The 20,507-nt window shown below is 54.8% G+C and carries 21 protein-coding genes; 8 read left to right on the plus strand and 13 right to left on the minus strand.

Annotated elements, in window-relative coordinates; all coding sequences use genetic code 11:
* Positions 1-219 precede the first annotated feature (219 nt).
* Positions 220-786 (minus strand): D-glycero-beta-D-manno-heptose 1,7-bisphosphate 7-phosphatase, encoded by a 567-nt coding sequence (gmhB, locus tag ACWKXT_RS21250; protein WP_028015601.1) that lies wholly within the window; start codon positions 784-786, stop codon positions 220-222.
* A gap of 188 nt (positions 787-974) precedes the next feature.
* Here gmhB and metN point away from each other — a divergent pair, with 188 nt between their 5' ends.
* From metN to proS, 6 genes are all read left to right on the plus strand, one after another.
* Positions 975-2,006 (plus strand): methionine ABC transporter ATP-binding protein MetN, encoded by a 1,032-nt coding sequence (metN, locus tag ACWKXT_RS21255; protein WP_023334590.1) that lies wholly within the window; start codon positions 975-977, stop codon positions 2,004-2,006.
* Positions 1,999-2,652, plus strand: coding sequence for a methionine ABC transporter permease MetI (locus tag ACWKXT_RS21260; RefSeq protein WP_003856130.1), 654 nt, complete (start codon positions 1,999-2,001; stop codon positions 2,650-2,652). The genes metN and ACWKXT_RS21260 overlap by 8 nt, the downstream gene beginning before the upstream one ends.
* A gap of 40 nt (positions 2,653-2,692) precedes the next feature.
* The gene (gene metQ / locus ACWKXT_RS21265) at positions 2,693-3,508 is read left to right on the plus strand and encodes a methionine ABC transporter substrate-binding lipoprotein MetQ (protein ID WP_014168729.1); all 816 of its coding nucleotides are present in this window, start codon (positions 2,693-2,695) and stop codon (positions 3,506-3,508) included.
* A 106-nt stretch (positions 3,509-3,614) separates the two neighbouring features.
* Complete coding sequence (gene rcsF / locus ACWKXT_RS21270; RefSeq protein ID WP_080328767.1) at positions 3,615-4,019, plus strand: Rcs stress response system protein RcsF; 405 nt, start codon at positions 3,615-3,617, stop codon at positions 4,017-4,019.
* Entirely contained in the window at positions 4,016-4,723 is a 708-nt protein-coding gene (gene tsaA / locus ACWKXT_RS21275) for a tRNA (N6-threonylcarbamoyladenosine(37)-N6)-methyltransferase TrmO (RefSeq protein ID WP_454533352.1), read from the plus strand. Before rcsF ends, tsaA begins: the two co-directional genes overlap by 4 nt.
* Positions 4,724-4,835: 112 nt before the next feature.
* Entirely contained in the window at positions 4,836-6,554 is a 1,719-nt protein-coding gene (gene proS / locus ACWKXT_RS21280) for a proline--tRNA ligase (RefSeq protein ID WP_080328765.1), read from the plus strand.
* Positions 6,555-6,603: 49 nt separating this feature from the next.
* On the opposite strand, the gene nlpE is transcribed toward proS, so the two are convergent.
* Genes nlpE through ACWKXT_RS21295 form a run of 3 tightly spaced genes read right to left on the minus strand, consistent with a single transcriptional unit; the run spans position 6,604 to position 8,300 of the window.
* The gene (gene nlpE, locus ACWKXT_RS21285) at positions 6,604-7,302 is read right to left on the minus strand and encodes an envelope stress response activation lipoprotein NlpE (RefSeq protein WP_454533353.1); all 699 of its coding nucleotides are present in this window, start codon (positions 7,300-7,302) and stop codon (positions 6,604-6,606) included.
* A gap of 39 nt (positions 7,303-7,341) precedes the next feature.
* Complete coding sequence (gene arfB / locus ACWKXT_RS21290) at positions 7,342-7,758, minus strand: alternative ribosome rescue aminoacyl-tRNA hydrolase ArfB (protein WP_080328763.1); 417 nt, start codon at positions 7,756-7,758, stop codon at positions 7,342-7,344.
* A complete protein-coding gene (locus tag ACWKXT_RS21295) occupies positions 7,755-8,300 on the minus strand; it encodes a YaeQ family protein (RefSeq protein ID WP_454528289.1) in 546 nt (181 codons plus the stop codon). The genes arfB and ACWKXT_RS21295 overlap by 4 nt, the downstream gene beginning before the upstream one ends.
* A 196-nt stretch (positions 8,301-8,496) precedes the next feature.
* On the opposite strand from ACWKXT_RS21295, the gene ACWKXT_RS21300 reads away from it, so the two are divergent.
* Complete coding sequence (locus ACWKXT_RS21300) at positions 8,497-8,697, plus strand: YaeP family protein (RefSeq protein WP_032667327.1); 201 nt, start codon at positions 8,497-8,499, stop codon at positions 8,695-8,697.
* Entirely contained in the window at positions 8,684-8,944 is a 261-nt protein-coding gene (gene rof / locus ACWKXT_RS21305; RefSeq protein WP_454528290.1) for a Rho-binding antiterminator, read from the plus strand. Before ACWKXT_RS21300 ends, rof begins: the two co-directional genes overlap by 14 nt.
* A gap of 28 nt (positions 8,945-8,972) precedes the next feature.
* Here the strand turns inward: rof and tilS are convergent, their stop codons facing one another.
* The 9 genes from tilS to fabZ all read right to left on the minus strand — a co-directional run bounded on the left by tilS (position 8,973) and on the right by fabZ (position 20,491).
* A complete protein-coding gene (tilS, locus tag ACWKXT_RS21310; RefSeq protein WP_454533354.1) occupies positions 8,973-10,262 on the minus strand; it encodes a tRNA lysidine(34) synthetase TilS in 1,290 nt (429 codons plus the stop codon).
* Positions 10,263-10,320: 58 nt separating this feature from the next.
* Positions 10,321-10,710: a VOC family protein gene (locus ACWKXT_RS21315; protein WP_119915983.1), complete on the minus strand. Its 390-nt coding sequence runs from the start codon at positions 10,708-10,710 to the stop codon at positions 10,321-10,323.
* Between the two features lie 66 nt (positions 10,711-10,776).
* On the minus strand, positions 10,777-12,909 hold the full coding sequence (locus ACWKXT_RS21320) for a lysine decarboxylase LdcC (protein WP_454528292.1): 2,133 nt from the start codon (positions 12,907-12,909) through the stop codon (positions 10,777-10,779).
* 100 nt (positions 12,910-13,009) lie between these two features.
* The gene (gene accA / locus ACWKXT_RS21325; RefSeq protein ID WP_454533355.1) at positions 13,010-13,969 is read right to left on the minus strand and encodes an acetyl-CoA carboxylase carboxyl transferase subunit alpha; all 960 of its coding nucleotides are present in this window, start codon (positions 13,967-13,969) and stop codon (positions 13,010-13,012) included.
* A gap of 12 nt (positions 13,970-13,981) precedes the next feature.
* The gene (gene dnaE / locus ACWKXT_RS21330; RefSeq protein ID WP_454528293.1) at positions 13,982-17,464 is read right to left on the minus strand and encodes a DNA polymerase III subunit alpha; all 3,483 of its coding nucleotides are present in this window, start codon (positions 17,462-17,464) and stop codon (positions 13,982-13,984) included.
* 38 nt (positions 17,465-17,502) lie between these two features.
* On the minus strand, positions 17,503-18,099 hold the full coding sequence (rnhB, locus tag ACWKXT_RS21335) for a ribonuclease HII (protein ID WP_454533356.1): 597 nt from the start codon (positions 18,097-18,099) through the stop codon (positions 17,503-17,505).
* Positions 18,096-19,244: a lipid-A-disaccharide synthase gene (gene lpxB, locus ACWKXT_RS21340; RefSeq protein WP_454528295.1), complete on the minus strand. Its 1,149-nt coding sequence runs from the start codon at positions 19,242-19,244 to the stop codon at positions 18,096-18,098. Before lpxB ends, rnhB begins: the two co-directional genes overlap by 4 nt.
* Complete coding sequence (lpxA, locus tag ACWKXT_RS21345; RefSeq protein WP_454533357.1) at positions 19,244-20,032, minus strand: acyl-ACP--UDP-N-acetylglucosamine O-acyltransferase; 789 nt, start codon at positions 20,030-20,032, stop codon at positions 19,244-19,246. Before lpxA ends, lpxB begins: the two co-directional genes overlap by 1 nt.
* Positions 20,033-20,035: 3 nt before the next feature.
* Complete coding sequence (fabZ, locus tag ACWKXT_RS21350; RefSeq protein WP_010426706.1) at positions 20,036-20,491, minus strand: 3-hydroxyacyl-ACP dehydratase FabZ; 456 nt, start codon at positions 20,489-20,491, stop codon at positions 20,036-20,038.
* Between the last annotated feature and the right edge of the window lie 16 nt (positions 20,492-20,507).

Raw genomic sequence — 20,507 nt, forward strand, 5'->3', positions numbered from 1 at the left:
ACGTGGCTTTCGCTCACCGTTGCGAGGTGGCGTATATTACGCTTTCCTCTTTCAGAGTCAACCCGTTATTTCAGGATTTTTTCTCTTCAACCGACCGGGTTATCTGTGAAGTGATTCACATCCGCCGTGTCGATGGAGGCGCATTATAGGGAGCTGCCGAGGAATGACAAGCGGAAATATGCATTTTTATTTCGACCGCTCACCTTTTCGCCAAAAAGGCTATTTCTGATGCTTTTTTATCTCTTTTGGCAGCTCTGCCAGGCTATTAATCACCCAATCCGCTGCACTTTCTGCTTCTGGCGTTACGGGTTTACCGGTACGCACTAAAATTTTGGTACCCACTCCCGCCGCTGCGGCCGCCTGCATATCTTCCAGCTTATCGCCCACCATATAAGAAGCTGCCATATCAATGTGCAAGAACTCCTGCGCCGAGTTAAACATGCCCGGATGCGGTTTACGACAGTCACAGGTCTGACGATATTCTTCTACCGTTCCCTGCGGGTGGTGCGGGCAATAGTAAATACCATCAAGATCAACCCCGCGATCGGCCAGCGACCAGTCCATCCACTCCGTCAGCGTCTCAAACTGCGCTTCGGTGAACTTACCACGCGCGATACCGGACTGATTCGTTACGACCACCAGCGCATAGCCCATCTCTTTTAGCTGGCGCATTGCCTCTATAACGCCATCGATAAATTCGAACTCATCTATCTCATGCACATAACCGTGATCCACATTAATAGTGCCATCACGGTCGAGAAAAATTGCGGGTACTGATTTTGCCACCGGTTTGCTCCTGAAAAAGGCCTGTTGAGCTAGTATCTCATGAATCGCAGCGCAATAAAGTGCTCATCGTACAGAGTTGGATTGATTTAGACGTCTGGATGCCTTAACATCCGTTTTGTTTACGGTCATCACCCGTATCTGGCAGAAGAAAATGCCACGGCTAACTTACATACGATAAAAATAATCTAATGATTAAACTTTCCAATATCACCAAAGTGTTCCAGCAGGGGAACCGAACCATTCAGGCGCTGAACAACGTCAGCCTGCATGTTCCTGCTGGTCAAATTTATGGCGTCATTGGCGCATCGGGTGCAGGTAAAAGTACGCTGATCCGTTGTGTTAACCTGCTTGAGCGCCCAACCCAGGGCAGCGTAGAAGTTGGCGGCCAGGAACTTACCGCCCTCTCTGAGAAAGAACTCACCAAAGCGCGTCGTCAGATTGGCATGATTTTCCAGCACTTTAACCTGCTGGCCTCCCGCACCGTGTTCGGCAACGTTGCCTTGCCGCTTGAGCTGGATAACACGCCGAAAGAAGAAGTGAAGCGTCGCGTCACCGAGCTGCTTGACCTCGTGGGTCTGGGCGACAAACATGATAGCTACCCGGCAAATCTGTCCGGTGGGCAAAAACAGCGCGTGGCCATCGCCCGTGCGCTGGCAAGCAATCCTAAGGTGCTGCTGTGTGATGAAGCCACCAGCGCACTGGATCCGGCAACCACGCGTTCTATTCTGGAACTGCTGAAAGACATTAACCGTCGCCTGGGCCTGACAATTCTCCTTATTACGCACGAAATGGACGTGGTGAAACGCATCTGCGACTGCGTGGCGGTGATAAGCAACGGCGAGCTGATTGAGCAGGACACGGTAAGTGAAGTGTTCTCGCATCCGAAAACCCCGCTGGCACAGCAGTTCATCCAGTCCACGTTACATCTGGATATTCCGGAAGATTACCTGGAACGTTTGAAAACTGAACCTACGGCAGACAGCGTCCCGATGCTGCGTATGGAGTTTACCGGTCAGTCCGTAGATGCTCCCCTGCTTTCCGAAACGGCACGTCGCTTTAACGTGAACAACAACATTATTAGCGCGCAGATGGATTACGCCGGTGGCGTGAAGTTCGGCATCATGCTGACGGAAATGCACGGCACACAAGAAGAAACCCAGGCAGCAATCGCCTGGCTGCAAGAACATCATGTAAAAGTAGAGGTACTGGGTTATGTCTGAGCCGATGATGTGGCTGCTGGTTCGCGGCGTTTGGGAAACGCTGGCAATGACCTTCGTATCGGGTTTCTTTGGTTTTGTGATTGGTCTTCCGGTCGGCGTGCTGCTGTACGTGACGCGTCCTGGTCAAATCATTGAGAACGCGAAGCTCTACCGCACGCTCTCTGCGCTGGTGAATATCTTCCGCTCTATCCCGTTTATTATTCTGCTGGTGTGGATGATTCCGTTTACCCGCGTGATCGTCGGTACGTCGATTGGCCTACAAGCGGCCATCGTTCCGCTGACCGTAGGCGCTGCGCCGTTTATCGCCCGTATGGTGGAAAACGCCCTGCTGGAGATCCCAACCGGTTTGATTGAAGCTTCTCGTGCAATGGGTGCAACACCTATGCAGATCGTCCGCAAGGTTCTGCTGCCTGAAGCGCTGCCGGGTCTGGTGAATGCGGCAACCATCACGCTCATCACGCTCGTCGGTTATTCCGCAATGGGTGGCGCAGTTGGCGCTGGCGGTTTAGGGCAGATTGGTTACCAGTACGGCTATATTGGATATAACGCTACCGTGATGAATACCGTTCTGGTATTGCTGGTTGTGCTGGTTTACTTAATCCAGTTCTCTGGCGATCGCATCGTCCGGGCTGTTACTCACAAATAACGTTACACACAACACAAACTCGACGAGTTAAGGATAAAACATGGCGTTTAAATTAAAGACCTTTGCTGCAGTAGGCGCGCTGATTGGCTCTCTGGCACTGGTGGGTTGCGGTCAGGACGAAAAAGATCCAAACCATATTAAAGTGGGCGTTATCGTAGGTGCAGAACAGCAGGTTGCTGAAGTTGCTCAGAAAGTGGCGAAAGAAAAATATGGACTGGACGTTGAGCTGGTAACTTTCAACGATTACGTTCTGCCGAACGAAGCGCTGAGCAAAGGCGATATCGACGCCAACGCCTTCCAACATAAGCCATACCTGGATCAGCAGATCAAAGATCGCGGCTATAAGCTGGTTGGTGTGGGTAACACCTTCGTCTACCCAATTGCCGGCTACTCCAAGAAAATTAAATCGCTGGACGAACTACAGCCGGGCTCTCAGGTTGCCGTCCCTAACGACCCAACTAACCTTGGCCGCTCCCTGCTACTGCTGCAGAAAGTGGGCCTAATCAAACTGAAAGACGGTGTTGGCCTGCTGCCGACCGTTCTGGATGTCACCGAGAACCCGAAAAATCTGAAAATTGTAGAACTGGAAGCGCCACAGCTGCCGCGTTCTCTGGACGATGCGCAGATTGCCCTGGCGGTGATCAACACCACCTACGCTAGTCAGATTGGTCTGACGCCAGCGAAAGACGGTATCTTCGTTGAAGATAAAGACTCCCCGTACGTTAACCTGATCGTGACTCGCGAAGACAACAAAGACGCGGAAAACGTGAAGAAATTCGTTCAGGCCTACCAGTCCGACGAAGTTTACCAGGAAGCCAACAAAGTGTTTAACGGCGGCGCGGTTAAAGGCTGGTAATCTCACCTCAGTGTAATATCATCAGGACGGGCTTATGCCCGTCTTGTCATTTGTGCAGTCACCTGATTCAATATCTGACGTTTTGATTATCCATTGAGGAAATATTATGCGTGCTTTACCGATCTGTCTTTTAGCACTCATGCTGAGCGGCTGTTCTATGCTAAGCAGATCTCCTGTTGAACCCGTTCAAAGCACGGCAACCCCGCCAAAAACAGAGCCTGCAAAACCGAAAGTGACACGCCCTGCGCCGGTTCGCATTATCACGAAAGCGGACGAACTCGTTGGAAAACCGTTCCGTGAACTGGGTGAAGTCAGCGGCGAATCCTGTCAGGCAACCAATCAGGACTCTCCACCGAATATCCCGACAGCGCGCAAACGCATGCAGATTAACGCCGCAAAAATGAAAGCTAACGCGGTGCTGCTGCACAGTTGCGAAGTCACCAGCGGCACGCCGGGCTGCTACCGTCAGGCGGTTTGCATCGGTTCTGCGCTGAATATTACGGCGAAATGAGTGCATTTCAGTTTGAGCAGATAGGCGTTATCCACTCTCCGTATAAAGAGAAGTTCGCCGTGCCCCGCCAGCCCGGTCTGGTCACCAGCGGCAGCGGCGAACTTCATCTTATCGCGCCTTACAATCAGGCGGATGCGGTACGCGGACTCGAGTCTTTCAGTCACTTATGGGTGGTATTTGTCTTTCATCAGACAATGGAAGGCGGCTGGCGTCCAACCGTGCGCCCTCCCCGCCTTGGCGGGAATGCACGGATGGGCGTGTTTGCGACTCGCTCAACCTTCCGTCCAAACCCGATCGGGATGTCGCTGGTTGAACTGAAAGGCATACGTTGCCAGAAGGAACAGGTCATACTCGAACTGGGCAGCCTGGATCTGGTCGACGGCACGCCGGTCATCGACATCAAACCCTATTTGCCCTTCGCTGAAGCCCTTCCGGACGCGCGCGCAAGCTACGCTCAGGACGCACCACGGGCGGACATGCCTGTTTCGTTTACGCCTGAGATCGCCTCGCAGCTCATTCAGCTGGAGAAACGCTATCCTCGCTTACGGAATTTCATCACCGAAGTGCTGGCACAGGACCCCCGTCCTGCCTACCGTAAAGAAGAGGAAGCAGGAAAAACGTATGCCGTCTGGCTGCTGGATTTTAACGTTCGCTGGCGCGTCACCGGGGCAGGTTTTGAAGTGTTTGCCCTTGAACCCAGGTAATTTTGTTCTCCTCTCTTTTGGCATCTTTGCCACACTGGTAAACTAAACCACTTTTTTTGTGTCAGGCTGGCGTTTCAGCCTGTTCCAATCGTCGAAATGGAACCGTAACAACATGCGTACTAGCCAATATCTGCTCTCCACTCTGAAGGAGACGCCTGCCGACGCCGAAGTGATCAGCCATCAGCTGATGCTGCGCGCCGGGATGATCCGCAAGCTGGCCTCCGGGTTATATACCTGGCTGCCGACCGGCGTGCGCGTCCTGAAAAAAGTCGAAAACATCGTGCGTGAAGAGATGAACAACGCCGGTGCTATCGAGGTGTCCATGCCTGTGGTTCAGCCCGCTGACCTGTGGCAGGAGAGCGGCCGTTGGGAACAATATGGTCCTGAACTGCTGCGCTTCGTCGATCGCGGCGAGCGTCCGTTCGTTCTCGGCCCAACGCATGAAGAAGTCATTACCGACCTGATTCGTAATGAGCTGAGCTCTTACAAACAGCTGCCGCTGAACTTCTTCCAGATCCAGACCAAGTTCCGCGATGAAGTTCGCCCACGTTTCGGCGTGATGCGTTCCCGCGAATTCCTGATGAAAGATGCTTACTCTTTCCATACGTCACAGGAATCGCTGCAAGAGACCTACGACAAAATGTACGAGGCTTACAGCAAAATCTTCTCCCGCATGGGTCTGGATTTCCGCGCTGTGCAGGCTGATACCGGCTCCATCGGCGGTAGCGCCTCCCATGAGTTCCAGGTACTGGCGCAGAGCGGTGAAGACGATGTGATCTTCTCTGACTCATCAGACTACGCGGCGAACATCGAATTTGCAGAAGCGCTGGCACCAAAAGAACCACGCGGCGCGGCAACGCAAGAGATGACGCTGGTTGATACGCCAAACGCGAAAACCATCGCCGAGCTGGTTGAGCAGTTCAACCTGCCAGTCGAAAAAACCGTGAAAACGCTGCTGGTGAAATCCACCGAAGGTAGCGCTTACCCGCTGGTTGCCCTGCTGGTGCGTGGCGATCACGAGCTGAACGAAGTGAAAGCCGAGAAGCTGCCGCAGGTCGCCAGCCCGCTGACGTTCGCCACGGAAGCGGAAATCCGCGCCGTAGTAAATGCAGGCCCAGGCTCGCTGGGTCCGGTCAATATGCCGGTGCCTGTTGTTATTGACCGCACGGTTGCTGCAATGAGCGACTTCTCTGCGGGCGCTAACATCGACGGTAAACATTACTTCGGCATCAACTGGGATCGCGACGTGGCGACGCCAGAAGTGGCTGACATCCGTAACGTGGTTGCAGGCGATCCAAGCCCGGACGGCCAGGGTACCCTGATGATTAAGCGCGGTATCGAAGTCGGTCACATCTTCCAGCTGGGTGATAAATACTCTCGCGCGCTGAACGCCGCCGTTCAGGGTGAAGATGGCCGTAACCAGATCCTGACCATGGGCTGCTACGGTATCGGGGTGACGCGCGTGGTGGCTGCAGCCATTGAGCAGAACTACGACGAACGCGGTATCGTCTGGCCGGACAACATCGCGCCGTTCCAGGTAGCTATTCTGCCAATGAACATGCACAAGTCTTACCGCGTGCAGGAGCTGGCTGAGAAGCTGTACGCTGAGCTGCGCGCTCAGGGTATCGAAGTGCTAATGGATGACCGTAAAGAGCGTCCGGGCGTGATGTTTGCCGATATGGAACTGATCGGTATTCCACACACCGTCGTCATCGGCGACCGCAACCTCGACAGCGATGAGATTGAATACAAATACCGTCGCAGCGGCGAAAAACAGATGATCAAGACCGGCGACATTCTTGATTACCTGGTGAAAGCCATCAAAGGCTAAAAACAAAAAACCCCGCTCCGGCGGGGTTTTTTAATGGCTCAACGTCAGCTTATTTACTGTTACAGTCTTTACCCGCGACAAACTTCGCGTCTTTGTCTGCCACCAGCGTTTTCATCATCTCGCCGCTATCCGGGTTTGGCTCCAGCGTAAAGTGACCATCAACCGTCAGCAATACCGGCTTGCTGTCATTGCCGCGTGCCACAGCGTAATCGCGCTCAAGCTGCGCATTGTTTGCCACGCTGACCTTTCTGCCGGTGGCGCAATCGGTAAAGATCGCCGCATCCGCCATATAGAAGTACATCCCCCGCATTGCCATCGGCGTTGCAGGCAGGGCCGCTTTCACCGGGGCCAGCGTGTAGTTGAGCTGGGATTGAATTGGGTTACCGTCGCGGTCGAGCATCTCCATGTTCTCGCCTTTAGGGCGGAACCAGGTTTTCTCACCGGTGGTATCCGTCAGGACCAGCTTCTCCGCCGTACGCGCCCATGTCCCGTAAGTCGCAAATGAAGAAGGTTCTTTCCCCCCCAGGTAACGCTGGTTCATCACCCAGGTACCGTCTTTTTGCAGGAACAGAGACGTTTCAATACCTTCGCAGTCCGCGCAAGGCAATACGCCGCGCCAGCTCTGCTGCATTGGCTTTAATTCTTCGTTCTGCGCTGGCTGCATAACCTGCGTTTCAGAACGGTTGTTACACCCGAAAAGCGCAAACAGTGTACTGACTGCCAGCGCTGATAATAATGCTTTTTTCACAATACATTCCTTATGAAAAAGTGTGTCCCTTTCGTCACGCTACGGATGACGGACTTTGCCACGCAGCGCCTTAACGGTGGATTTTTGCGCCTTCGATGACAAACGACGTTCTTTTGATGCTCGCGTCGGACGCGTTGCTCGCCGGCTTTTTTGCACTGCAGTTAATTCTTTTATGACCGCCACCAGCCTGGAAAGTGCCGCTTCCCGGTTTAACTCCTGGCTGCGGTACTCCTGCGCTTTAATCACAATGACGCCATCGCTGGTGATCAGATGATGGCTGGCGGCAAGGAGGCTCTCTTTATAATACTCTGGCAGGCTTGATGCCCGAATGTCAAAACGCAAATGGATAGCGGTGGAGGCTTTATTAACGTGCTGCCCACCTGCCCCCTGAGCACGGATGGCGGTGATCTCCAGCTCGTTATCAGGAATGCTGACGTTTCGGGACAAAACAATCATGATGCGGGCTGCCAGGCCGTAAGATGGATTTCCAGATTATTCTGAGAATCAGAAAGCCAGATCGCACCGTCCTGAATCGTTGCCTGTAGCACCATCGTCCGGCTGGCGAACTCGCTTAGCTGAGCCAGCTGTTCATCATCCAGATACCAGACGGTGAGATTTTTAAACTGTACGCATTTATTCTTGTTTTGCTGCCACCAGATCTCCGCCGCGCGCTGGTTATAGGCGAATAACGCCACTTCAGCGGACTGGGTGCAGGCCTTCTTAATTCTGCGCTCGTCCGGCAGACCGAGTTCGATCCACAAATCGATACCCAGATGATCGTTGCGCAGCCAGGCTTCAGGCTCGTCTTCTGCGCTTAACCCACGGGTAAACTGCAGACGCTCGTCGGCATACTTAATCCACGCCAGCAGGCGCAGCATCATGCGTTCCTGGGTTTCAGAGGGGTGACGTGCCAGCGTAAGCGACGCATCCAGGAACTGGTTGCGATCAAGATCGGCCACATTGACCACTGCTTTATAGATTGTCGCTTTCAGCGCCATGAGAGAACTCCATTCGAATCAGGCGCCCATTGTAGCGAAAACCGCGGCAAAAGGCTGTTACGGGGTGTTAAATACACCGCTATCAAGGCGCTGATATTGCTTAAATGAGTATGGTATAGTCACCTTGCTAAACCGAGTTTATCTTCGTAGGCTTAATGATATCTCACAGTAAGTCAGTGCGCTGGCGGGAGGGGATGTGAATAATTATTGTGAGTTAATTCGCAAACGGTATGCGGAAATCGCCAGCGGAGATCTGGGGTATGTCCCGGACGCGTTGGGCTGTGTATTGAAAGTGCTTAATGAAGTGGCCTCTGATGAGGGCCTTTCAGAGTCGGTCAGGGAAAAAGCAGCATATGCTGCGGCGAATTTACTGGTGAGCGATTATGTCGATGAATGATACTTATCAACCCATCAATTGTGATGACTATGACAACCTCGAACTCGCCTGCCAGCATCACTTAATACTGACGCTGGAGCTAAAAGATGGCGAAGTGTTGAAGGGGAAAGCCAGCGATCTGGTTTCACGTAAGAATGTGGAATATCTGATAGTGGAAGATGCCGGTGCAACGCGTGAGTTGCGTCTGGATAAAATTGCCAGCTTTAGCCACCCGCAAATCGGCACCGTCGTGGTGAGCGAATCCTGATGACACTAACGGGCAGCCTGGCTGCCCGTTACGCTTTCTGCCACTCAAAACAGACACCCTCTTCTGTCCATCCCTCTTCCGTGATGAAAACGCCTGCCGCAGCGATAAGCGTTTCACCGTAGAAAAGCAGTGGCGTGGTGTCGCGCAGCCACGGCGGCACGTTACACTCCTGCCAAATTTTCTTCAGCTTCCGTCCCCCGTTGCGCCCGGCGATATGCAGCATGCCGCCAGCCTTAAAGCGTACGGTAACCGGTTCACCAGGCTCCGGCAATCGCACATGACCAGATGGTGTCAGACAAACACGCCCTGCCTCACCGGGCAAAACCAGCGGCGCCTCGGGAGAAAGCCAGTCGAGCACAGCATCAGTCAGTGAGGGCGTGGATTTTATCCACCACAGTTCGCCTTTATAGCGTCTAACCTCAAAACCATTCAGGTATACACAGGGGGAAGCGTCTGCCCGCGCCTGCGCCACTTCGTCCCAGATACGGCTCAGCATCGCCCGCGACGGCATCGCCGCGTGATGAGAGGCCAGCCAGCGTCGTAACAGCGCAGCGCGACGTACCGGGCTCATCGCCTCCAGCGGCGCGATCGCCAGCGCCCCGTCTTCAGAAATCAGTTCAGCCAGCTCTTCACTGAGCAACTCATCCAGCAAAGTTTCCTGTTCAGCACACAACATGGCGCTTCTTGCTGTCGCATCGGCAAAATGCGGCCAGCGCTCGCTCAACAGCGGGAGGACGCGCAGACGCAGGAAGTTACGGTCGTAGCTGTCATCCTGGTTGCTCTCATCTTCGATCCAGCTCAGCTGATGTTCTCGCGCCCAGGCTTCCAGTGAGACACGCGTCTCGCCAAGTAGAGGACGCAGTAGCGTTGTGCCGGCAAACTCAGAACGCTCAGCCATAGCGGAAAGCCCCGCAGGCCCGCTGCCCCGCTTAAGGGCGAGCAAAAATGTTTCGCATTGATCGTCAAGATGCTGCGCCGTGACCAGCGCTTCCCCAGGCCGTAGTGCAGCGGTAAAAGCAGCATAGCGGGCTTTACGCGCCTGCGCCTCGATGCCCAGCCCTTCCTCCGCAAGCGTCACGCGTTCAACGATGAGCGGGATAGCCAACGCCGCACATAAGGCTTCGCAATGCGCTACCCACTCCTCTGCGTGAGGGCTTAATCCATGGTGAATATGCATAGCCCGAAGCTGGACGTCAGGGTCCTGGTCGCGCCAGAGTTTTAGACGATGGAGCAGAACGGTGGAATCCAGGCCACCGCTAAACCCCACCAGCAGCTGGCGGTACGGTGAAACGGCTTGTGCGATAGCGGGTAAGGTCATAGGAAATTACACATAAAAAATGCCCGAACTGAGCGGGCATTATCACACAGGACAAACATTACTGCTGGTAAAGCTCCAGCGGCAGGCCGTCCGGGTCGTTGAAAAAGGTAAAACGCTTGTCAGTGAACGGGTCGATACGAATGGGTTCGCACGTCACGCCGTGAGTTTCCAGATGTTTTACTGCGCTGTCCAGGTCATCAACGCTGAAGGCAAGGTGGCGCAGTCCGCAGGCTTCCGGGCGTGACGGGCGCGCAGGCGGGAAGGGAAAGGAGAACAGTTCAATTACATATTGTCCGTTTAGCGCAAGGTCACCTTTCCAGGAGTCGCGCTCCTCGCGGTAGGCCTCGCTCAAGAGCGTGAAGCCAAGGATGTCGCAGTAGAAGGCCTTACTTTTCGCGTAATCGGTGGCAATGATCGCAATATGATGAACAGCTTTTAAACCCAGCATAGCTTCTCCTTTTTATGATGCCTGAAACGTTACAACCGAAAACCCGCACCTGGCAAGCGGTCACCTTTATTTTAGGACTCGCACCCAGTACACGCCGTTTTCATCTCGCTTCGCACCGTGGATATCCGTTTCAAAGCCAGGATAGTGACGTCCTACCGAACAGAGCATCAGCAGGAAATCGAGCACCGCCCGACTCTCCTCGGTGATCATCTCCCCCGGCATCAGCAGCGGCACGCCTGGCGGATACGGCAGGATCATGTTGGCCGATACGCGTCCGACCAGATTTTCCAGTTCAACGGTTTCAACGTCACCTTTCACCTGCCGCTGCCAGGCCTTGTGCGGCGTCAGCTTCATTTCAGGCAGAACATCAAACGCCTGAAGCATCAGGCGCGGCAGATCGTGCTGGCGGATCAGCCTGTGGATCCCCTGCGCCAGATCCTGAATACGCATGTTGCGATAGAAGTCAGGATCTTCCGCGTAGAGATCCGGCAGCATGTTCTTCACCCGCAGGTTCAGATCGTAGGCACGCTTAAACTCCATCAGCCCGCGCAGCAGCCCCATTGCCCGGGTTTTGTCGATCCCGATACTGAACAGGAACAGCAAATTATAAGGGCCGGTCTTCTCCACCACCACGCCGCGTTCGTCCAGGAACTTCGCTACCAGCGCGGCGGGGATCCCTTCCTCACCCATCACGCCCTGCTCGTCCATGCCCGGCGTCAGGATCGTCACCTTAACCGGATCGAGGAACATGTGGTCCGCATCGGCATCCCGAAAACCGTGCCAGCTCTCCCCCGGCGCGACAGGCCAGCATTCTGCTTCATCAATCTCTTCCGGCTGCCAGATATCAAAGAACCAGCCGTCTGCCTCATCCTTCAGGCGCTGGACTTCTTTACGAAAATGCAGCGCGCGTTCCACCGAGCGGTTGATCAGGCGTTTACCCGGATTGCCACGGAGCATCGCCGCCGCCGTCTCGATGGAGGCCACCAGCGGATAGCTCGGGGAGGTGGTGGTATGCATCATAAAGGCTTCATTAAACGTATCCTCGTCGTACTCGCCTTTAATATGGATTAACGAAGCCTGCGAAAACGCAGCCAGCATTTTGTGCGTCGACTGCGTTTCGAAGAACACTTTGCCCGGCACGCGCTCGCCGCTCATCCCACTTTTTCCCGAATAAATCGGGTGGAAGTTGGTATAAGGCACCCAAGCGGAATCGAAGTGAATCGACGGTACGTCCAGCGTCTGCTTGATCCAGTTCGTGTTATACAGCAGACCGTCATAGGTGGAGTTGGTGATCACCGCGTGAACAGGCCAGCTTGCATCGGGGATCGCCGCAACCTTACTTTCAATGGCCTGATGCGTGAACTCCCGGCGCGGAATGCCGCCGAGGATACCGAGCGCGTTACGCGTGGGTGATAGCCAAATCGGGACGACGTCGCTCATCATCAGCAGGTGCGCCAGCGATTTATGACAGTTACGGTCGATCAGCAATGTGCTTCCGGCAGGTGTGGCATACATCCCGACGATTTTGTTCGACGTCGAAGTGCCGTTGGTCACCATATAGCTCTGCTCGGCACCAAAGGTGCGGGCGATGTACTCTTCAGCCTCCAGATGCGGGCCGGTGTGGTCGAGCAGAGAACCTAACTCAGTGACCGAAATCGAGACGTCCGCCTTCAGCGTGTTGCCGCCGAAGAAATCATAGAACAGGCAGCCCACCGGGCTTTTTTGATAGGCCGTCCCGGCCATATGCCCGGGCGTACAGAAGGTGTATTTTCCCTCTTTCACATAGGTGAACAGCGCGCGGGTGAAGGGCGGCGTGATGTTATCCAGATATTCGCGCGTGTACTGCTGGATCCGGGTCGCAATATCTTCCGCCACGCCAAGAGAGTACTCAAAGAACCACAGCGCCATACGCATATCATGGGCGCTGACGTCCATGGTCGAGTGGGTATTGATAAACGCGTACAGCGGGAGATATTCATTCAGCTTGTTGATGTCGCTGCACAGTTCGAGATCATACTCGTCCCAGTCGAAGATCACGCCGCAGATACGCGGGTTGTGCTCGATAAACTTCAGCAGGTCGGCACTGTTGTGCGGCCAGATCAGCTGATATCCGCGCGACTGCAGGGCTTGCTCCAGCTCCTTAATCGGCTCATCTTTATAAAAGACGCCGTGTGGCCCCATAATGGCAATGATATTCATGGGCTTCCTCCTTAAAAAACATTAGCTAAGCATAGCCAGGCTAAACCGCAGGTATAAAAAAAGCCGCAACAGTGTGCGGCTTTTCAGATAATTGTGAAGCTTATGCGTAACCGTAGGTCATCAGACGCTGGTAACGACGGTTGAGCAGGTCTTCTTTGCTCAGGACGTCCAGGTCCGCCAGGTCTGCCAGCAGCTGCGCCTTCAGGGACACGGCCATCACTTCCGGTTTACGATGCGCGCCACCCAGAGGTTCCGGGATCACGGTGTCGATCAGCTTCAGCTCTTTCAGACGCGGGGCAATGATGCCCATCGCTTCTGCAGCGAGCGGCGCTTTGTCGGCGCTTTTCCACAGAATGGAGGCACAGCCTTCCGGAGAGATAACGGAATAGGTGCTGTACTGTAGCATATTCACTTTATCGCCCACGCCAATTGCCAGCGCACCGCCGGATCCACCTTCACCAATAACGGTACAGATGACCGGCACTTTCAGACGAGACATCTCACGCAGGTTGCGCGCGATGGCTTCAGACTGACCGCGCTCTTCCGCGCCCACGCCAGGGTAAGCACCCGGGGTGTCAATGAAGGTGATGATTGGCATGTTGAAACGCTCAGCCATCTCCATCAGACGCAGGGCTTTACGGTAGCCTTCTGGGGCTGGCATACCAAAGTTACGACGGATCTTCTCTTTGGTTTCACGGCCTTTCTGATGACCAATGATCATCACCGGGCGTCCGTCCAGACGCGCGATGCCGCCAACGATAGCTTTGTCGTCAGCGTATGCGCGATCGCCTGCCAGTTCGTCGAATTCATCAAACGCCAGGCGGACATAATCCAGGGTGTACGGACGCTGTGGATGACGCGCCAGCTGGGCGATCTGCCATGCGCCGAGATCGGCAAAGATTTTGCGCGTCAGCTCTACGCTTTTTTCGCGCAGACGATGCACTTCTTCGTCGATGTTAATATCCAGTTTTTCATCCTGACGGCTTACCGCTGTCAGAGAATCGATTTTCGCTTCCAGCTCAGCAATCGGCTGTTCGAAATCAAGGAAATTCAGACTCATAGTATTCCTGTATTAGTCAAACTCCAGTTCCACCTGCTCCGAACCAATGAGGCCACGGAGATCGTTCAGTAAACGATCGCTCGGAGAGACACGCCACGTTGCACCAAAGCGCAACCGCGCACGTGCATCCGCCCTCTGATAGTAGAGATGTACTGGAATGGTCCCCGAGCGGTGGGGTTCCAGAGACTGACGGAGTCGGTTTAAAAGCTGGTCATCAATTTGCCTGTCCGTCAGCGAGATAGCAAGCCCGCGAGCATATTTTTCCCGGGCTTCGTCAATGTCCATCACTTCGCGGGCGGTCATTTTAAGCCCCCCGCTGAAGTCATCAAAGCTGACCTGTCCGCTGACGATAAGTATGCGGTCTTTTTCCAGCAATTGCTGGTATTTATCCAGCGCGTCGGTGAACAACATCACCTCCAGACGCCCGGAACGGTCATCCAGGGTACAGATGCCGATACGATTGCCGCGCTTGGTGACCATAACCCTTGCAGCAATCACGAGCCCCGCAGCCGTGGTGATTTTACCACGATCTGTCGGATGCATGTCTTTTAGCCTGTTGCCTCCGACATAGCGCTCAATTTCTTTGATGTACTGGTTGATCGGGTGACCCGTCAGGTACAAGCCTAACGTCTCACGTTCACCATCCAGCACCACCTGTTCTGGCCACGGCTGGCAGTTGGAATAAGACTGCTCGATCTGCTCTGGCTCTTCTGCCAGCACCCCGAACATATCCGCCTGACCAATGGCTTCCGCTTTCGCGTGCTGATCGGCCGCTTTTAGCGCGTCGCCGAGGGAATTCATCAGCGCGGCGCGGTGCGGCCCCAGCCGGTCAAACGCGCCGGACATGATCAGTTTTTCCAGCACGCGGCGGTTGAGTTTTTTGGTATCGGTGCGGGCGCACAGATCGAACAGCTCGCGGAAATAGCCGCCGTTGTTACGCGCTTCGATGATCGCTTCGATCGGACCTTCACCTACGCCTTTGATCGCGCCGATCCCGTAAACGATCTCTCCGTCGTCGTTAACGTGGAAATGGTAGAGACCTGAGTTAATATCCGGCGGCAGGATCTTCAGCCCCATACGCCAGCACTCGTCCACCAGGCCAACCACCTTCTCGGTGTTGTCCATATCGGCGGTCATAACCGCCGCCATAAACTCAGCGGGATAGTGCGCTTTCAGCCACAGCGTTTGATACGACACCAAAGCATAGGCGGCGGAGTGGGATTTGTTAAATCCGTACCCGGCGAATTTCTCCACCAGGTCGAAGATTTTCATCGCCAGCTCGCCGTCTACGCCGTTTTTCTTCGCCCCGTCTTCAAAAATGGAGCGCTGCTTGGCCATCTCTTCCGGCTTTTTCTTACCCATCGCACGACGCAGCATGTCCGCGCCGCCAAGGGTGTAACCCGAAAGCACCTGGGCGATCTGCATGACCTGTTCCTGATACAGGATGATGCCGTAGGTTGGCTCCAGTACCGGTTTCAGGCTTTCATGCTGCCATTGCACGTCCGGATAGGAAATCTCTTCGCGCCCGTGCTTACGGTCGATAAAGTTATCTACCATCCCTGACTGCAGCGGCCCCGGACGGAACAGGGCCACCAGCGCGATCATATCTTCGAAGCAGTCGGGTTGCAGACGCTTAATCAAATCTTTCATGCCGCGGGATTCAAGCTGGAAGACGGCTGTCGTCTCCGAGCGTTGCAGCATGTCAAAACTTTTCTTGTCATCCAGAGGGATAGCGGCAATGTCCAGCGGCGGCTCGCCGTTCTTCTCACGGCGGGCGTTGATCATCTCCAGCGCCCAGTTGATGATGGTCAGCGTACGCAGGCCGAGGAAGTCGAACTTCACCAACCCGGCGTATTCCACGTCGTTCTTGTCAAACTGTGTAACCGGGTGCTGGCCCGCTTCGTCGCAGTACAGCGGTGCAAAGTCGGTGATTTTGGTCGGGGCGATAACCACGCCCCCCGCATGCTTACCGGCGTTACGCGTGACGCCTTCCAGCTTGCGCGCCATGTCGATCAGCGCTTTCACCTCTTCGTCGGCTTCGTAGATTTCCGGCAGCTGAGGTTCGGCTTCAAACGCTTTTGCCAGGGTCATGCCCGGATCGGGCGGCACCAGCTTAGAGATTCGATCGACGAAACCGTACGGGTGGCCCAGTACGCGCCCTACGTCGCGGATAACCGCTTTCGCCGCCATCGTACCGAAGGTAATGATCTGCGAAACCGCATCACGACCGTACATATCGGCCACGTGCTCGATCACCTGGTCGCGTTTCTCCATGCAGAAGTCGACGTCAAAGTCGGGCATGGAAACACGTTCCGGGTTAAGGAAACGTTCGAACAGCAGGTCAAATTCCAGCGGATCGAGGTCAGTGATTTTCAGCGCATAGGCCACCAGCGAACCGGCACCGGAGCCGCGCCCCGGTCCGACCGGTACGCCGTTATCCTTCGACCACTGGATAAACTCCATTACGATCAGGAAGTAGCCCGGGAAACCCATCTGGTTGATCACCTGGAGTTCAATATCCAGGCGCTCGTCATACTCAGGACGCTTCTCTTTGCGGACCGCTTCATCCGGGAAGAGGAATTCCAGACGCTCTTCCAGACCCTCTTTCGATTTCATGACCAGGAAATCTTCCGTGGTCATGTCGCCCGTCGGGAACTGCGGCAGGAAGTATTCGCCCAGGCGCACGGTCACGTTACAGCGCTTGGCAATCTCTACGCTATTTTCCAGCGCTTCCGGGATGTCCGAGAAAAGCTCACACATCTCCTCTTCGCTGCGCATGTACTGCTGCGATGAATAGTTGCGCGGACGTTTCGGATCGTCGAGGGTGAAGCCGTCGTGGATAGCGACGCGAATTTCATGGGCGTCAAAATCGCCCGCCTCAAGGAAGCGCACATCGTTGGTGGCCACCACGGGCAAGCCGCGCTCTTCTGCCAGCGCGACAGCGGCGTGCAGATAACTCTCTTCATCCTGACGGCCGGTGCGAATCAGCTCCAGATAGTAACGATTGGGGAAGTACTCTTCATAGAACGAGACGCACTGATCCACCAGCGCGCTGTTACCGCGCAGCAGTGATTTGCCGACATCGCCCATGCGGCCACCGGAGATCAGCAGCAATCCTTCGTTAAGCTCAGCCAGCCAGTCCCGGTCAATCCACGGGCCCAGCGCACCGTAACCGCGCTGATAGGCTTTCGAGATAAGCAGGGTAAGGTTTTGATAACCCGTGTTGTTCATGGCTAACACGGAGATTTGCGTCAGTTCATCGCCGATGAGGTCGCTCTGCACGTGAAAATCCGCGCCGACGATAGGCTTCATTCCCGCGCCATGCGCCGTTCCGTAGAACTTCACCAGGCCACACAGGTTGGTAAAATCGGTGATCGCCAGTGCAGGCATACCAAGCGCGGCCGCCTTTTTTACCAGCGGTCCGGTCTTCGCCAGCCCATCGATCATGGAGTAGTCGCTATGCACCCGCAGGTGTACGAAACGTGGTTCAGCCATCTTCAGATTCCGCGTTACTTAATTGCTTGCGTATTGATTCAGGACACCAGTCCCAGCGCGCGTTTCACCGGGCCAAAGCTGCGTCGGTGATGTTCAGTTGCGCCATGTTCAGCCAGCTTTTCCAGATGGAAAGCCGTTGGATACCCTTTATGCTGGGCGAAACCATACTGAGGGTAAGTGAGGTCCAGCGCGGCCATTTCGGCATCGCGTGTCACTTTGGCAATAATAGAAGCTGCACTGATCTCTGCGACCCGGCTATCACCTTTGACAACCGCCGTTGAAGGCATAGGCAACGCCGGACAGCGGTTGCCGTCAATCAGCACATATTCCGGGGCAATTTTCAGGCCCGCTACCGCACGCTGCATCGCCAGCATCGTGGCATGCAAAATATTCAGTTCGTCTATTTCATGCGGTTCAGCACGCCCCAGGCTCCAGGCCAGCGCCTTTTCCTGAATCTCACTGAACAGCGCCAGCCGGCGCTTTTCGGACAATTTTTTAGAGTCGTTCAGCCCGACGATCGGACGAGCCGGATCGAGGATCACCGCGGCAGTCACTACTGCCCCCACTAACGGGCCACGACCCACTTCATCCACCCCCGCCACAAGGCGAGTGTGAGGATAAACAAATTCCATCATTTTGCTAACTCCAGCACTGCATCAGCCGCCTGCTCATCAGCATTACAGCGGATCAGTTGATGCAGTTCACGGAAGGTATCGTGCATCTGGTGGCTGGTTTTGCCGTTGGCGAGCAGCGGCAGCAGGGCATCCGCCAGTGCCTGCGGCTGGCACTCATCCTGCAAAAGCTCTTTTACCAGCTCGCGCCCGGCAAGCAGGTTTGGCAGGGAGACATAATCCGTTTTCACCAGACGCTTTGCCAGCCAGAAGGTAAACGGCTTCATGCGATAACCGACCACCATTGGGCATTTCGCCAGCATACATTCCAGCGCAGCCGTGCCGGAAGCCAGCAGTGCGGCATCGCTCGCATACATGGCTTCCCGCCCTTTCCCGTCCAGAAGACGGACATGAAGATCCGGGGCAACGTCGGCTTTGATGCGCTCAAACTGCTCGCGTCGTTTGGCATTCACCAGCGGCACAACCACTTCAAGATCGGGCCAGGTCTGGCGAAGGATCTGCGCGGTTTTCAGGAAATCGGCACTGAGCATTTCAACTTCTGCGCCACGGCTGCCCGGCAGCAATGCCAGACAGTGCACATCATGCGGGATGCCCAACACGTCGCGTGCCGCATTTTTATCCGGATCCAGAGGCATGGCATCCGCCATGGTGTGACCGATAAAACGGCACGGAACATTAAATCTGTCGTAAAACGCCTTTTCGAAAGGCAGAAAAGCCAGCACCAGGTTGGTGGACCGTCCAATTTTGAAAACGCGTTTCTGTCGCCACGCCCAGACGGACGGACTGACGTAATGAATGGTTTTGATGCCCTGCTTTTTCAGATTACCTTCGAGGGTAATGTTGAAATCAGGTGCGTCGATACCGACAAACACATCGGGTTTAAGCTCGGTAAAGCGGCGGGTGAGATCGGCACGAATATGCAGCAAACGGCGCAGGCGCCCCAGCACCTCGACAATGCCCATCACGGCCAGCTCTTCCATTTCATACCAGGCTTCACAGCCTTCGGCCTGCATCAGCGGGCCAGCAACGCCCACAAAGCGAGCATTGGGTACGCGCGCCTTAAGCGCCCGGATGAGACCTGCTCCAAGAATATCGCCGGAGGTTTCTCCGGCGACCAGGGCTATCGTAAGCGGACGACTGTCGACCATTAACGAATCAGACCCCTCGTGGAACGGTCAAAGAACTCCATGAACGCGTTCACTTCAGGATGCTTATTCACCAGCTCGGCAATTTCCGGCTTCGCCTCTTCCAGCGTTTTACCGCTACGGTACAGCAGTTTGTACGCGTTGCGGATAGCAGTAATCGCTTCGCGGCTAAACCCACGACGCTTGAGGCCTTCGATGTTCACGCCAAACGGCGTGGCATGGTTGCCCTGCGCAATCACATACGGTGGGACGTCCTGCGCCACACCGGAGCATCCGCCGACCATCACGTGTGCACCAATGATGCAGAACTGATGGACTGCGGTCATGCCGCCAATAATTGCGAAGTCATCAACCGATACGTGTCCTGCCAGCGTTGCGTTGTTGGCAAGAATGCAGCGATCGCCCACGGTACAGTCGTGCGCAATGTGCGCATTCACCATAAACAGGTTGTCGCTGCCCACCTTCGTCAATCCACCACCCTGTACTGTACCACGATGAATGGTGACGCTTTCGCGAATACGGTTACGATCGCCAATTTCCAGACGGGTCGTCTCACCAGCATATTTCAGATCCTGGTTAACTTCACCGATGGAAGCGAACTGATAGATCTCGTTATTGCAGCCAATGGTCGTATGACCATTCACGACAACGTGAGATTTCAGTACTGTACCCTCACCAATTTCGACATGGGGTCCAACAATACAGAACGGGCCAATGTGGACGTTAGCACCAATAATGGCACCGGTTTCCACAATAGCGGTAGGATGAATAAAGGCGGATTTATCAATCACGTATCAGGACTCCCGGCTACGAGCACACATCATCGTCGCTTCGCAAACAACTTTGCCGTCAACCAGCGCTACGCCTTTGAAGCGAGTCAGGCCACGACGCGTTTTTTCAAAAGTGACTTCCATGATCATCTGATCACCAGGCACGACAGGACGCTTAAAGCGCGCTTCATCAATACCTGCGAAGTAATACAGCTCACCTGGCTCCAGTTTACCAACGCTTTTAAACGCCAGAATACCGGTAGCCTGAGCCATCGCTTCCAGAATCAACACACCCGGGAAGATAGGTTTTCCCGGGAAGTGCCCCTGGAAGAACGGCTCGTTCACGGAAACATTTTTCACTGCGCGCAGAAAACGACCTTCTTCAAAATCCAGCACACGGTCTACCAGCAAAAACGGGTAGCGGTGCGGCAGAAGTTCTAAAATCTCTTCAATATGCAGAGTATGAGTGTCAGTAGTCAAAATACTCTTCCTGTCA

Source organism: Enterobacter sp. UPMP701 (assembly GCF_053709515.1).

What these genes read in the sequence shown, in the direction of transcription:
- metN (WP_023334590.1), top strand. Translation starts at nt 975, where the DNA reads ATGATTAAACTTTCCAATATCACCAAAGTGTTCCAGCAGGGGAACCGA.
- ACWKXT_RS21260 (WP_003856130.1), top strand. Translation starts at nt 1,999, where the DNA reads ATGTCTGAGCCGATGATGTGGCTGCTGGTTCGCGGCGTTTGGGAAACG.
- metQ (WP_014168729.1), top strand. Translation starts at nt 2,693, where the DNA reads ATGGCGTTTAAATTAAAGACCTTTGCTGCAGTAGGCGCGCTGATTGGC.
- rcsF (WP_080328767.1), top strand. Translation starts at nt 3,615, where the DNA reads ATGCGTGCTTTACCGATCTGTCTTTTAGCACTCATGCTGAGCGGCTGT.
- tsaA (WP_454533352.1), top strand. Translation starts at nt 4,016, where the DNA reads ATGAGTGCATTTCAGTTTGAGCAGATAGGCGTTATCCACTCTCCGTAT.
- proS (WP_080328765.1), top strand. Translation starts at nt 4,836, where the DNA reads ATGCGTACTAGCCAATATCTGCTCTCCACTCTGAAGGAGACGCCTGCC.
- arfB (WP_080328763.1), bottom strand. Translation starts at nt 7,758, where the DNA reads ATGATTGTTTTGTCCCGAAACGTCAGCATTCCTGATAACGAGCTGGAG.
- ACWKXT_RS21295 (WP_454528289.1), bottom strand. Translation starts at nt 8,300, where the DNA reads ATGGCGCTGAAAGCGACAATCTATAAAGCAGTGGTCAATGTGGCCGAT.
- rof (WP_454528290.1), top strand. Translation starts at nt 8,684, where the DNA reads ATGTCGATGAATGATACTTATCAACCCATCAATTGTGATGACTATGAC.
- tilS (WP_454533354.1), bottom strand. Translation starts at nt 10,262, where the DNA reads ATGACCTTACCCGCTATCGCACAAGCCGTTTCACCGTACCGCCAGCTG.
- ACWKXT_RS21315 (WP_119915983.1), bottom strand. Translation starts at nt 10,710, where the DNA reads ATGCTGGGTTTAAAAGCTGTTCATCATATTGCGATCATTGCCACCGAT.
- ACWKXT_RS21320 (WP_454528292.1), bottom strand. Translation starts at nt 12,909, where the DNA reads ATGAATATCATTGCCATTATGGGGCCACACGGCGTCTTTTATAAAGAT.
- accA (WP_454533355.1), bottom strand. Translation starts at nt 13,969, where the DNA reads ATGAGTCTGAATTTCCTTGATTTCGAACAGCCGATTGCTGAGCTGGAA.
- dnaE (WP_454528293.1), bottom strand. Translation starts at nt 17,464, where the DNA reads ATGGCTGAACCACGTTTCGTACACCTGCGGGTGCATAGCGACTACTCC.
- rnhB (WP_454533356.1), bottom strand. Translation starts at nt 18,099, where the DNA reads ATGATGGAATTTGTTTATCCTCACACTCGCCTTGTGGCGGGGGTGGAT.
- lpxB (WP_454528295.1), bottom strand. Translation starts at nt 19,244, where the DNA reads ATGGTCGACAGTCGTCCGCTTACGATAGCCCTGGTCGCCGGAGAAACC.